Annotated in this window: 11 protein-coding genes; all 11 read left to right on the top strand. The window is 35.2% G+C overall.

Annotation, left to right across the window (positions count from 1 at the left end; translation table 11 throughout):
* Window positions 1-2 precede the first annotated feature (2 nt).
* The 11 genes from mnmG to BR77_RS11190 all read left to right on the top strand — a co-directional run bounded on the left by mnmG (window position 3) and on the right by BR77_RS11190 (window position 13,793).
* Window positions 3-1,901, top strand: a complete 1,899-nt coding sequence (mnmG, locus tag BR77_RS11135; RefSeq protein ID WP_035065057.1) for a tRNA uridine-5-carboxymethylaminomethyl(34) synthesis enzyme MnmG — start codon at window positions 3-5, stop codon at window positions 1,899-1,901.
* Between the two features lie 1,074 nt (window positions 1,902-2,975).
* Entirely contained in the window at window positions 2,976-4,025 is a 1,050-nt protein-coding gene (locus BR77_RS11145; protein ID WP_015077876.1) for a hypothetical protein, read from the top strand.
* Between the two features lie 284 nt (window positions 4,026-4,309).
* The gene (locus tag BR77_RS11150) at window positions 4,310-5,281 is read left to right on the top strand and encodes a LacI family DNA-binding transcriptional regulator (protein ID WP_010052212.1); all 972 of its coding nucleotides are present in this window, start codon (window positions 4,310-4,312) and stop codon (window positions 5,279-5,281) included.
* A gap of 21 nt (window positions 5,282-5,302) precedes the next feature.
* Window positions 5,303-6,166 (top strand): ROK family protein, encoded by an 864-nt coding sequence (locus tag BR77_RS11155; RefSeq protein ID WP_035065060.1) that lies wholly within the window; start codon window positions 5,303-5,305, stop codon window positions 6,164-6,166.
* Window positions 6,167-6,299: 133 nt separating this feature from the next.
* Window positions 6,300-7,214 carry an ABC transporter permease gene (locus BR77_RS11160; RefSeq protein ID WP_010052215.1) on the top strand — a complete coding sequence of 305 codons (915 nt, stop codon included), beginning with the start codon at window positions 6,300-6,302 and terminating at the stop codon, window positions 7,212-7,214.
* Window positions 7,214-8,098 (top strand): carbohydrate ABC transporter permease, encoded by an 885-nt coding sequence (locus tag BR77_RS11165; RefSeq protein WP_015077872.1) that lies wholly within the window; start codon window positions 7,214-7,216, stop codon window positions 8,096-8,098. The genes BR77_RS11160 and BR77_RS11165 overlap by 1 nt, the downstream gene beginning before the upstream one ends.
* Before the next feature lie 43 nt (window positions 8,099-8,141).
* Window positions 8,142-9,761 carry a type 2 periplasmic-binding domain-containing protein gene (locus BR77_RS11170; RefSeq protein WP_035066133.1) on the top strand — a complete coding sequence of 540 codons (1,620 nt, stop codon included), beginning with the start codon at window positions 8,142-8,144 and terminating at the stop codon, window positions 9,759-9,761.
* Window positions 9,762-9,765: 4 nt separating this feature from the next.
* Complete coding sequence (locus tag BR77_RS11175; RefSeq protein ID WP_035065063.1) at window positions 9,766-11,148, top strand: glycoside hydrolase family 32 protein; 1,383 nt, start codon at window positions 9,766-9,768, stop codon at window positions 11,146-11,148.
* 200 nt (window positions 11,149-11,348) lie between these two features.
* On the top strand, window positions 11,349-11,924 hold the full coding sequence (locus BR77_RS11180) for a TetR/AcrR family transcriptional regulator (protein ID WP_010052228.1): 576 nt from the start codon (window positions 11,349-11,351) through the stop codon (window positions 11,922-11,924).
* Between the two features lie 15 nt (window positions 11,925-11,939).
* The gene (locus tag BR77_RS11185) at window positions 11,940-12,680 is read left to right on the top strand and encodes an SDR family NAD(P)-dependent oxidoreductase (RefSeq protein WP_010052230.1); all 741 of its coding nucleotides are present in this window, start codon (window positions 11,940-11,942) and stop codon (window positions 12,678-12,680) included.
* Between the two features lie 75 nt (window positions 12,681-12,755).
* A complete protein-coding gene (locus BR77_RS11190; RefSeq protein ID WP_257613358.1) occupies window positions 12,756-13,793 on the top strand; it encodes an alkene reductase in 1,038 nt (345 codons plus the stop codon).
* Window positions 13,794-13,798 lie beyond the last annotated feature (5 nt).

Genomic DNA, 13,798 nt, shown 5'->3' on the forward strand with positions numbered 1-13,798 from the left:
TAATGGAACGATTTGAAGCAGGAACATTTGATGTTATCGTTGTTGGAGCAGGTCATGCAGGTTCAGAGGCGGCTTTAGCTAGTGCAAGAATGGGGCAAAAAACCTTACTTTTAACCATTAATTTAGATATGGTTGCGTTTATGCCATGTAATCCATCTGTTGGTGGACCAGCTAAAGGAGTTGTCGTTCGAGAAATCGACGCTTTAGGCGGAGAAATGGGACGCAATATCGACAAAACATACATCCAAATGCGGATGTTAAATACAGGTAAAGGACCAGCTGTGCGCGCATTACGTGCACAAGCGGATAAATTCCTTTATGCAAATGAAATGAAACACACGATCGAGCGTGAAGATAATATTATTTTACGCCAAGGAATTGCTGAAGATTTAATTATTGAAGATGGTGTTTGTTTAGGAATTGTAACCAATACGGGAGCTGTTTACCGTAGTAAATCGGTTATTTTAACAGCTGGAACGTCTTCTCGTGGTCAAATTATTATTGGAGAATTAAAGTATTCGTCAGGCCCAAATAATTCACAGCCTTCGATTAAGCTTTCAGAAAGTTTGCTACGGAATGGCTTTGAATTAGCGCGTTTTAAAACTGGAACTCCACCACGCGTAAAAGCATCAACGATTGATTATAGTGTGACTGAAGAGCAACCAGGCGATGAAAAAGCGAATCACTTTAGCTATGAAACGCCAGATAGTGCTTATGTGAAGGATCAATTATCTTGTTGGTTAACGTATAGTAATGAAAAAACTCATGATATTATCAAAGCCAATTTGCACCGCGCACCGATGTTTACAGGAATTGTTGAAGGGGTTGGAGCACGTTATTGTCCATCTATTGAAGATAAAATCGTGCGCTTTAGTGACAAACCACGTCACCAGATGTTCTTAGAGCCAGAAGGACGTAATACAGAAGAAGTTTATGTTCAAGGCTTGTCGACTTCAATGCCGGAAGATGTGCAATTAGATATGATTCGTTCAGTGGCAGGCTTGGAAAAAGCCGAAATGATGCGGACAGGTTATGCGATTGAATATGATGTCGTTGTACCTTATCAATTACGTCCTTCATTAGAAACAAAAATCGTTGAGAACCTATTTACAGCGGGTCAAATGAATGGAACGTCTGGTTATGAAGAAGCAGCAAGCCAAGGTTTAATGGCTGGGATTAATGCAGCTTTGAAAAACCAAGGCAAGGAACCATTTGTGATGAAACGTAGTGAAGGTTATATTGGGGTTATGGTGGATGATTTGGTGACAAAAGGCACGATGGAACCTTATCGTTTACTAACTTCTCGTGCAGAATACCGTTTGCTGTTACGTCACGATAATGCAGATTTTCGTTTAACTGAAATTGGACATGAAATTGGATTAGTCTCAGATGAACGCTACGAAACTTTCTTAGCTAAAAAAGCTTTGGTTGAAGATGAGATTAAGCGTTTAATGAAAACGCGTTTGAAACCAACAGCTGAATTACAAGCTTTCTTGGTTGATGTTAAAGGTGCTTCTCCTTTAAAAGATGGTATTTTAGCTGCTGATTTCTTGCGCCGTCCTGAAATGACTTATGAGGAAGTTGTGAGTTTTGCTCCTGCTACGATTGAGTTGCCGTTGGCTGTCAAAGAACAAGTTGAAATTCAAATTAAGTACGAAGGATATATTCAAAAAGCGATTGAAAAAGTAGAAAAAATGAAACGTATGGAATCTAAACGCATTCCAGAACGCATTGATTATGAAGCCATTAATGGTTTAGCGACTGAAGCTCGTCAAAAATTGGTTAAAATTCAACCAGAAACAATTGCCCAAGCGAGCCGAATTAGTGGCGTCAATCCAGCCGATATTTCTATTTTAATGGTCTATGTGGAACAAGGGAAAATTGCGAAAGTTGCGGAATAAAGTCTTCAATTAGAGCTTTTTGTAATATTTAGCAATTTAGTAAAAACTACCACTTTAACTATCCTTGTTTTAGAAGTTAACATAATTTCATTTGGATAAGATTTGTAAAGGTACTTTATAAGCTTCATAGTAAGAGGGACACTCTTCTTACTATGAAGCTTTTTATTTTTCTATAAATACTGGATTGAACGTCACATAGGAATTTTACCTTTTTGCGATCCTCACGCGAGTATAGTTATCAATAAGTATCAAGTTATTCCGTATAATCCTATCGTTATAGATTATTTTGTAGTTATAATTTTTAATAATTACTATTAAAAGGCAACAAGAAAAGAGCAATTTTTATAAACAGCGTTTTTAAAATTTGACGAGAAAACACCAGAGTGCAACAGCGAAGAAAATTACAGCAAATATTAAACTATTCCACAGTCCTAACATAATAAATGGAGAGGTATTTTTATCTCCTTCACTTTTTATACTAGCGAATGTTCGCCAAGTTATCACTAGCTGCCATATACTTACTAATAAAAAAACGAATCCTACTAAATATCTCATAATAATTACCTCCTTTTGGTTAAAGATAACACTTAACGAAAGCGTTATCAAGTTAAGATATAAACTATTATTTTGTAAAACGACTTGATTGATATTATAGAAAAATATATTGAAGATTTTGATATTGATGTTGTTAAATGAATAGACATGAATACTTGTGATTGATAAATGTTTGTCTATGTATAACAAGGCAAAGTTGCGGAATAGGATTTGAGTAGTAAAACGAAGAGTAATTGAAGATATAAGATGTAGTTCACCTCGCTAATTAGGCTGAAAAGTTTAATTAGTGGGGTGTTTTTTTTGACTATAATGAACTAGTGCGGTCGAAATAAAAGTAGATTATTAAAAACAAGTCATGTACAAATAATTAGAAAAATAAAATGTTTTTAAAATTAAAAACTCGAAATGAATTTAATTATATTATAATTTTTTAAACCATATTATTTGGAATAGTAAAAAGCTTGTGATAACATAAAGAAGTAGATAAAGTTAGAAAAAATAAAATGGAGGTAGATGGATATGGAAAAAAGGAAAACTGGGTTTAGAACTTATTTAACAGATGGAGAAGCAGGAATTAATATTTCATGGGGATCTATTTTTGCTGGTGTTATCACTTTTTTATCAATATTTATAACTCTCTCTCTAATTGGTTCTGCTATTGGATTTGGCACGCTCAAATTAACGACAGATCAACCTTTTGAAGGTGTTGGTACGGGTCTAATCATTTGGTCAATTATAATGTTAATTATATCTTTAATGAGTGCAGGTTTTGTAGCCGGTGTTGCTGCAAGAAGAATCGGCTTGTTACATGGATTCTTAACATGGGCGACAAGCATGTTACTAGTGGTTATTTTAGTTAGTTTTACAGCTGTAGGTGCTTTTTCAGCAGTTGGCTCATTATTAGGAAATGTTGCATCTGGTGTAGGCAGTGGAGTTCAAACTATAGCTTCGGGCACTGGTGATGTTATATCTAAAGGAATTGATAAAGTTTCTGATGAGGTAGGGACTGTGAATACATCTGAATTACAAGATAATATCGATAAGTATTTAAAAGATACAGATGTACCAGAATTACAACCTGATTATTTGAAAGACCAACTAAGTCAAGCAACGGATACAATTAAAGATGCTGGAAAAGAAGCTCTAAAAAATCCAGATGACTCAGATAAAATCTTTGAAACAACTGCAGATTCACTAAAAGAACAAGCAAAAACAATTGGAGATTCTGTAGATAAAGATGCTATTGCAAATGCAGTTGCTAAAAATAGTGATCTTAGCCCAGAAGAAGCGCAACAAGCTACTGATAATATCTATAATGAATTACAAAAAGCTTCTAAGGAAACACAAGAACAAATTGATACGGTTCGTGAGAACTTAGAGGAAACAAAAGCTGATTTAAAAGAATCAATTGACGATGCAAGAAAAGCAGCTGATGACGCAGCTGATGCGACAGCTAAAGCATCTATTTGGGGCTTTGTTGCGATGGTTCTTGGTATGATTATTACTTCTTTAGCGGGACTTTGGGGATCAAATTTAGTTAAAGATCCACAACGTGAAGTTAAAATGTAAGAAAAATCAATCTATGTAGGAAATACTCGAGCTAGCATTTTAGCTCGAGTATTTTTATATCTTGTCTAATTAGGTTAGTTTTGGCCGATATTCTTGATTGGCGTCAATCAAGGTTTTATGGAAATCATTGATAGAATCGATTCAATCCTGTTACATCAATTTAAGAGTGAATGGGCATATCTGTAAAATATTTTAGAATAAGATTATTAAAACAAATGCATATCGGAAACGTTTCAATTTGGTTGATGACTATGCTATACTAATATAAAAAAGTGGAGGATAACATGAAAGCAACGATGAAAGATGTGGCAAAGCTTGCCGGTGTAGGTGTAGGAACTGTTTCTCGAGTCATTAACGGTGTCCGCGTAAAAGATAGCACATTAAAAAAAGTGAATCAGTCAATTCAAGAATTAGGCTATGAGCCAGATATATATGCAAGAGGAATGAAAACAAATCGATCAAATACGATAGCTCTGATTGTTCCAACAATTTGGCATCCGTTTTTTTCTGAATTTGGATTTCATGTTGAGAAAGAGTTGAAAGCGTTAGGCTATAAAATTTTTCTATGTAATTCAACTGGAGATCCTGCTGTAGAAGACGAATATATTCAAATGATTAAGCAAAATAAGGTCGATGGGATTATTGGAATTACGTATACAGACATTGATAAAAGCGTTTCTTCGGATATTCCGTTTGTTAGTATTGACCGCCATTTTACGAGTAAGGTAACTATAGTAGCAGCTGATAGTAAGCAGGGTGGGGAAATAGCTTTTAATGAATTGAATAAGAGAGGATGCCAGCATTTTGCTTTTGTTGGGACGCATCAAGATAAAGAAAGCGAGACGAAGAATCGCCGGATTTATTTTGAGAAAAGTGCGCGTCGGGCTGGGAAAAAAATTTCTATTCTAGATTTTGAAGAGCCGATTATTGATTTTGAAAATCAAGTTCAAAAATTTTTTATCGATAATCCAACAATTGATGGGCTTTTCGGAATTAATGATTTTTTAGCAATGGATGTGATGAAAGAATTAGAAAAACTAGGTAAAAGAATTCCTGAAGATATTCAAGTAATTGGTTTTGATGGTGTGAAACTTTCAGAAGAACGGGAGTACTTGATGACCACGATTCGTCAACCTTTAGAGACGATGGCTAAAGTTGCTGTTGAGCAAATTATGAATGCAATTAATGGAGATCCGATTGACTATAAGACGATTATTCCAGTCACATTTATTGAAGGAAATACAACTAAAAATTAGAATAGAAAATAAAAGGAGTGTATGATTGTGCAGTTATATGGCAGTATCGAAGGTGGAGGCACAAAATTTGTTTGTGCGATTGGAAATGAACAACTGGAAATAGTGGAAAAGGCAGTCTTTAAAACAACAACGCCAGAAGAAACATTAAAAAAAGTTGTCCAGTTTTTTGAAGGAAAACGCGTTTCAGCAATTGGTATGGGTATGTTTGGCCCATTAGAGCAGCGCGTTAATCATGAAAAATATGGCTATATTACAAGTACGCCTAAACAAGGGTGGGCCAATGTCGATGTGGTGAGTCAATTAAAAGAAGTACTTAATGTGCCTATATATTTTACAACAGATGTGAATTCTTCGGCTTACGGTGAATTTATTTCTAGAGGTGCCGTACCTGGGCTAGTCTATTACACAATTGGAACAGGGATTGGAGCAGGGATCGTTTTGAATGGTGAAATTATTGGTGTGACGGGTCATCCCGAAATGGGCCATGTATCAGTAAAACGTAGATTAGATGATGCTGATTTTGAAGGTGTATGTCCTTATCATAAAGATTGCCTTGAAGGGCTAGCTAGTGGACCTACTCTTCAAGCTAGGCTTGGTATTTTAGGGGAACGTGTTGCTTTAGATCACCCTGTTTTTGAGCTGATCGGTTATTATATTGCACAAGCTTGTGTTCAAGCTACCTTAACTTTGCGTCCCAGTGTGATTGTACTTGGTGGCGGTGTTATGAGCTCGAATTTATTAGAAATTGTAAAAAAAGAATTTAAAAAAACGTTGAATAATTATATTGAAATAGAAAATATAGATACGTATTTAAGCTTACCGACTGTGGTAGAAAATGGATCAGCGACAATTGGAAATTTTGCGTTGGCTAAAAAAATAATTTAAAAATTTATAAAATCGTTGTTGAAAAAATGAATTATATGGTGTAATATATTCTATATCGGAAACGATTCCAAAATGAGTTGGTTCTTTTTTTAAGACAAAATGGAAACGTTTCAAAAACGAAAGGAGAAAAAAAATGAAACAAAAAGTGAAGAATAATTTGTTTTATATGCGAAAGAATTACCTATTATATTTATTGGTGTTGCCAGCAATTGTTTTAACGTTTATTTTTAAATACGTCCCAATTTATGGATTACTCATTGCGTTCAAAAACTATAATCCTCTTCAAGGGATCATAGGAAGTGAATGGGTTGGACTCGAACATTTCACTCGATTTTTATCATCGCCTAACTTTATGATCTTGTTAGTAAACACTTTGAAACTAAGTGTTTATGGTCTATTACTAGGGTTTTTCCCGCCCATTATTTTGGCAATTTCATTCAATTTATTAGCTAGTGATAAATTGAAGAAAAGGCTGCAGCTAATTCTCTATGCACCAAATTTTATATCAGTTGTAATTATCGTCGGAATGATTTTCCTATTCTTCTCAAATAAAGGACCTGTCAATCATATTTATGAATTTTTTACTGGTAAAACGGTGCCGTTCTTAACTGAACCTGATTTCTTTCGACCCTTGTATATTTTCTCGGGCATTTGGCAAGGAATTGGATGGTCGTCGATTCTCTATACAGCAACATTATCAAATGTGTCACCGGAATTGATTGATGCTGCAAAAATTGATGGCGCTAACATTTTACAAAGAATTTGGCATGTTGATATACCTGCAATTAAACCGGTCATGGTAATTAGTTTTATCCTTGCTGCAGGAGGTATTATGAGTGTCGGTTACGAAAAGGCTTACTTAATGCAGACAACGATGAATTTACCGAGTTCAGAAATTATCGCAACTTATGTTTATAAAGTAGGACTTCAATCAGGAGATTACAGTTACTCAACTGCCGTTGGCTTGTTTAACTCCTTGATTAATCTTATTTTAATCATTGCAGTCAACCAAACAGTGAAAAAATTAAATGATGGGGAGGGGCTGTAATGTTGAATAAACAGACTAGATTTGACCGGAATGTACTAATCGTTAATCGAGTATTGATTGGCTTATTAGTTTTTATTACCATCGTTCCATTAGCATATGTCCTAGCTGCTTCATTTCAGGATCCAGATACGTTAATGAGTCAGGGAATTAGTTTTAATTTGAAAAATTGGACACTGGCAGGTTATCAAAAAGTTTTAGCCAATGATTCGATTCTTCGCGGCTTCGTTAACTCAATGTTTTATTCTTTTGCATATGCAGCCTTTTCAACGATTATTACGATGCTTTGTGCCTATCCTCTTTCAAAAAAAGAATTTGTAGGTAGAAAAGTAATCATGTCATTTTTCTTGTTAACCATGTTCTTTGGTGGGGGATTGGTTCCCACATATATGGTTGTTAAAAATTTAGGGATTTTGGATACGCCATGGGCAATCATTTTGCCAGGTGCAATTAATATTTGGAACATTATATTGGCTAGAACTTATTTCCAAAGCTTACCTGATGAATTAGAAGAAGCCGCAAAAATAGATGGTGCAAATAGTATGCAAGTCTTTTTCAAAATCTTATTACCTTTAGCTAAACCAATCATGTTTGTTTTATTTTTATATGCCTTTGTTGGCCAATGGAATAGCTACTTTGATGCAATGATTTATATTAAAGACCCTGATTTACAACCTTTACAATTGATTCTGCGAAATATTTTAATTCAAAATCAGATTGATACAAATATGGTTGGCTCACAAGCAGCTATGGCGGAAATGGAAAAAGTCGCTCAGTTAATTAAGTATGCGACAATCATTATCTCAAGCTTACCTTTAATTATTATGTATCCATTCTTCCAAAAATATTTTGATAAAGGTGTTTTAGTTGGTTCAATGAAAGGATAATTTAGTTGATTTTAAACTTATAAATTGGAGAGGAATTAGGATGATGAAAACAAAAAAAATGATAATCATTGGTTTTTCAACAGTCGTTTTACTAGCATTAGGTTCATGTGGAAAGAAAGATAATAGTAGCGCAACGGCAAGTAAGGATTATGAGTTAACGAATGTTGAGTTTCCTTTAAAAGAGAAAGTTGAGCTGAAAATGCTAGTTTCTGAAAATTCAACGGCCCCTAAAGATCCAAATGATATGCTGATTTTTAAACGTTTAGAGGAACAAAGTAATGTTCATATTAGTTGGACAAACTACGCCAATGATTTTGCGGAAAAGAGGAATCTAGATATTGCTTCTAGTGATTTACCAGATGCTATTTTCAATGCTGCAGCGAGTGAACAAGATTTACTTACTTGGGGTCAAAATGGTGTGATTGTACCTTTAGAGGAAACAATCGAGAAATATATGCCAAACTTACAAAAGGTTTTTGAAGAAGCCCCTGAATATAAGCAGATGTTGACGGCACCAGATGGCCACATCTATTCTCTGCCATGGATTGAAGAACTTGGAGAAGGAAAGAAATCAATCCATACAGTAAATTCTTTAGGTTGGATTAATCAGGCTTGGCTGACTAAATTAGGCTTAGAGCAACCTAAAAATGCAGAAGAGCTATACAATGTATTAAAAGCGTTTAAAGAACAAGATCCTAATGGAAATGGTAAGGCGGATGAGATTCCGTTGAGCTTCATTTCTAATGATGATGGCAATGATTTGAAGATGTTATTTGCAGCCTTTGGCGATGGTACTGGAGATAATGGAGATCATTTAGTTGTGGATGATGATGGCAAGGTACAGTTTACTGCAAATACAGAAAGCTATAAAAAAGCAATCAAGTTCTTTAATAAAGCTTATGAAGAAGGTTTAATTGATACAGAAAGCTTTGAACAAGATTGGGCTAGATATGTTGCAAAAGGAAATGATCAAAAATACGGATTGTACTTTACTTGGGATCCGCATAATGTGACAGGAGGTACAGAGGATTATGTTATGTACCAACCGATGGTTAATGAAAGTGGCAAAATTAATGTGACTAGAACAAATAATTTTGGTTTTTCGAGAGACCGATTTGTTGTTACTTCCGCAAATAAAAACATTGAATTAACAGCAAAATGGATTGATCAAATGTACGATCCTATTCAATCTATTCAAAATAACTGGGGAACCTATGGCGATAAAGGTCAAAATATTTTTAAATATGACGAAGAGAAAAATCAATTAACTCATGAACCTCTTGACGGTGCAGCTCCTGTTGAAGTACGTCAGAAAACTGCAGTTGGTGGACCACTTGCGATTTTAGATACGTATTATGGGAACTATACAACCATGCCTGATGATGCGAAATGGCGTCTTGATTTAATGGATAAATTTATTTTCCCATATGTTCAAAATGAAAATAATTATCCGAATATCTTTTTATCTGCTAAAGATACGAAACGTCTCGCTGATATAGAAGCAGATATGAAGGATTTTGTTCTTAGAAAAAGAGATGAATGGCTTACAAAAGGTAATATAGATCAAGAATGGAATGACTATTTAAAACAATTAAAAGCGTTCGGTTTGGATGAATGGCTAGAAATCAAGCAAAGAAACTATGACGAATACTCAAAAGGATGATAAAATGACTGTTGATAAATGGATTTCAGAAAATAAAGAATTAGTGAACACAATGTATAAGCCTTTGCACCACTTTTCGGCACCGATTGGTTGGATCAACGATCCCAATGGCTTTGTTTATTATAAGGGAGAATATCACCTATTTTATCAATTTCACCCTTACTCAGCTAAATGGGGTCCAATGCACTGGGGTCATGCTAAGAGTAAAGATTTGTTGAATTGGGAACATTTACCTGTAGCATTGGAGCCCGATCAGCCCTACGATGAAGGCGGCTGCTTCTCAGGGACAGCTTTGGCCCAAGAAGATCAATTAATTTTGATGTATACAGGTGTTTCAGAAGAAGATGGAAAATCGCGTCAGATTCAGTGCATTGCTGTGAGCACAGATGGGATTACATTTGAAAAGTCGCCACACAATCCAGTGATTGACGAACGTCACGTGAAAAATACGACCGACTTTCGTGACCCTAAAATATTTCGAAAGAACGAGAAATATTATTCTTTAGTTGCTTCTACAAAAGATGGAATTGGGAATGTCCTGTTATTTGAATCAGATGACTTGGTTTCTTGGGTATTTAAATCTACTTTTTTGACGGCGGAACCCCATCAAGGGAAAATTTGGGAATGTCCTGATTTATTTGAATTAGACGGGAAAGATGTTTTAATTGTCTCGCCGATTGCATTTACCAGTGAGGGGGCACGTTATACGAATGTAAATAGTTCTGTATATTTTGTTGGTAAGGTTGATTGGGATACCTATAAGTTTATTCCTGAAAGTTATGAAGAGATTGACTCAGGATTGGATTTTTATGCACCACAGACCTTAAAAGATGATCGGAATCGTAGAATTTTGATTGCTTGGCAACAAATGTGGGGACGAAACATTCCAACGGATGATTTAGGTCATCACTGGGCAGGAAGTATGATTATACCAAGAGAACTTAGATTAGTAGATGGGAAATTAATTCAGACGATAGTTTCTGAATATAATGAAGCTTTGACATTAGCTAGTTCTCAGAATGTAGATCGATTATATAGAGGACAACTTGAGCCTTTTGTTCAATTAGAGACTACCGAGCCTTTTTCTATTGAGATAGGCGCTGATGAAGATTATTTGCAGTTTGATTATGATGGAGAATCGTTGATGATAGATCGTACAAATCTTCAACAGTCAATCCAAGGCGAAGAAGAGCAATCAGATAAAAGAAGTAAATGCTACTCTTCGGAAAACTTAATAGTCAAAATATATGTAGATAAAGCTTGCTGCGAAATTATTGTGAACGATGAAGTCACGTTTTCAACCACCTTCTATTTGGAATCGGTTGACGCAGAAATTAGAGTAAAGGGAAAAGATTTAAAGATAGATGTGTACAATAAAAAAATCTGATGATTGGTGAAATTTTAGTAGCCCTATTTTTTCATGAAAAGTGATAAAAAGCCACATTTTGATGGAACTATTAATCTCGAATAGAGAGTTTTAATAGTTCTCGGAGAATGTGGTTTTTCTATTGTACTTTACTTTATTTTCATAGTTTGTTAATATGAGAATGAGCGTTCTATAAAATTTCAGAAAGGATGAAAGAATCTATGGGAAGAGCAAAAGAGTTTGATCAAGAAGTTGTTTTAGATAAAGCCATGCAAATTTTTTGGGAAAAAGGCTATGAGAAAACTTCTATGCAAGATTTAGTGGATCATATGGGAATTCATCGCCGCAGTATTTACGATACATTTGGAGACAAACACGAATTGTTTTTAAAGACACTAGATTGTTATGAATATAGGCTTAATCATATAATTAAGCAGAGCTTGACGCAAGATATGACAATTAAAGAAAAGCTTGAAATGTTATTTTTGATTGTGGTATCAACAGATGACGAGTATCCAAAAGGGTGTTTGATTGTAAATACAGCGACGGAATTATCCTTGTTAGATAAACAAATAGAACATAAGATTCAAGAACTATTTGAGAAAAGTGAAACGTATCTTTATATGTTACTAGTTGAGGCTAAGAACAAAGGAGAAATTTCAAAAAGCGAAAATTTGCGGGAGTTAGCAAGTTATTTGCATAATGCATGGGTCGGTATCAGAGTGTTGGTGAAGACCACAAATGATCAAATGAAACTACATTCGATTGTAAAAACGACATTGTCGATAATTAAATAGAGAGAAGGCAACGATATGAGTAAAAAATATACAGTGATTACAGGCGCAAGTTCAGGTATTGGCTATGAAACAGCTTTAGCCTTTGCTGGAAAAGAGAAGAATATGATACTGATTGCAAGGCGAACAGAGCAGTTAACTGAATTACAAAAAAGGATTCAAAAACAATATCCTAATCTAGATATTATCGTAAAAATAAGTGACTTGTCAGATAAAAAACAAGTTTATGGGCTATATGAGTCATTGAAACAGTATGATATTGAGACATGGATCAATAATGCAGGAGTTGGTGCTTCCGGAGCGTTGATGAATAATGATTTGAAACAAATTGAGCGAATAATCCAAGTTAATATTGAAGCAACAACTATTTTATCAACGTTATATGCAAAAGATTACGCTAATGTACAAGGTGCACAACTAATTAATGTTTCATCAGCAATGGGATATGTAATCGCATTAGGAAATGTTGCTTATTCTGCTTCAAAGTTTTTTGTTAGTGTTCTGACTGAAGGTCTAGCCGCAGAATTGAAAGATGCAGAGTTACAAGCTAAAGTTTTGGCGCCTGCTCTTACTGCTACAGCATTTATTCAACAATCAAGTGATTCAGAGTTAGATTATGAGAACTATCAGTTGCGCTCGCCGCAAGAAGTTGCCTCCTACTTAATGGCACTCTATGAGAGCACTCAAACGGTAGGAATTGTGAATGAGAAAAATGAATTTATTTTAAGTAATCCCATTTTTCCAGTATTTTCGATATAGTTTTTATTTTTTTATTAATATTAGAATGAACGTTCTAGAAAGAAGGCCAATTAACTGGAAAATTTATGGAATCCGATAACAATTAAAGAGCGAGTAGTAAAAAATCGCTTAGTGATGGCGCCAATGACGCGTAGCAGAGCCAAGGAAAATGGTGTTCCAAGTAAGCTAATGAGCAAATATTATCAACAACGCGCTTCAATGGGATTAATTATTACAGAAGGGATTCAACCTTCTGCAGTAGGACAAGGTTATTTGTATACTCCAGGTATCTATACGGATGAACAAATAATCGGATGGCAAGAAATAACAAATGCGGTTCATCAACAAGAGGGGACAATTTTCTTTCAATTAATGCATGTTGGGAGAATATCTCATCCTGATAATGTAAAAGGATTACAGGCGCAGGCTCCATCAGCGATTGCACCAACAGAGGAAATTTTTACTGGTAACGGTATGCAAGCTATTCCAGTTCCGCTTGAGACGACAAAAGAGGATATTAAAATGACAGTGGATGATTTTCGTTTAGCTGCTAAAAACGCGATTCAAGCAGGCGCAGATGGTGTTGAAATCCATAGTGCTAATGGTTATTTATTGCATCAATTTTTAGGAGAGAATTCGAATATTCGAACAGATGAATACGGAGGTTCAATCAAAAATCGCGTTAGATTTGTACTAGAAGTAGCACAAGCTGTCGCTGCTGAAATTGGCGCAGATAAAACGGGAATTCGGATTTCGCCAATGAATCAACTGGGTGGTGTTGATGAAGGAAATGCTGGGAAGCAATTGTATAGCTATTTAGTATCTGAACTAGCGAAATTAGATTTGGCCTACTTGCATATGATGTATGTCAGCCATGAGGACTCGTTATTGAAAGATATTCGCACAGCGTGGCCCAATGTATTAATTATAAATCGACCTAGTCGACCTGTTGATCAAATTGATTTTGATATTGTGAATGGAAATGCTGAAATGGTTTCAGTTGGGACGTTGGCATTGGCTAATCCAGACTTAGTTGAACGTTTAAAAACAGGCAAACCACTTAATCAGCCACATCCTGAAACCTTTTATGGAAATGAAGGAGAAGTTGGCTACACAGATTATCCATTTTTATAAAAGAC

The sequence above is a fragment of the Carnobacterium maltaromaticum DSM 20342 genome, assembly GCF_000744945.1.
Lineage (GTDB): Bacteria > Bacillota > Bacilli > Lactobacillales > Carnobacteriaceae > Carnobacterium > Carnobacterium maltaromaticum.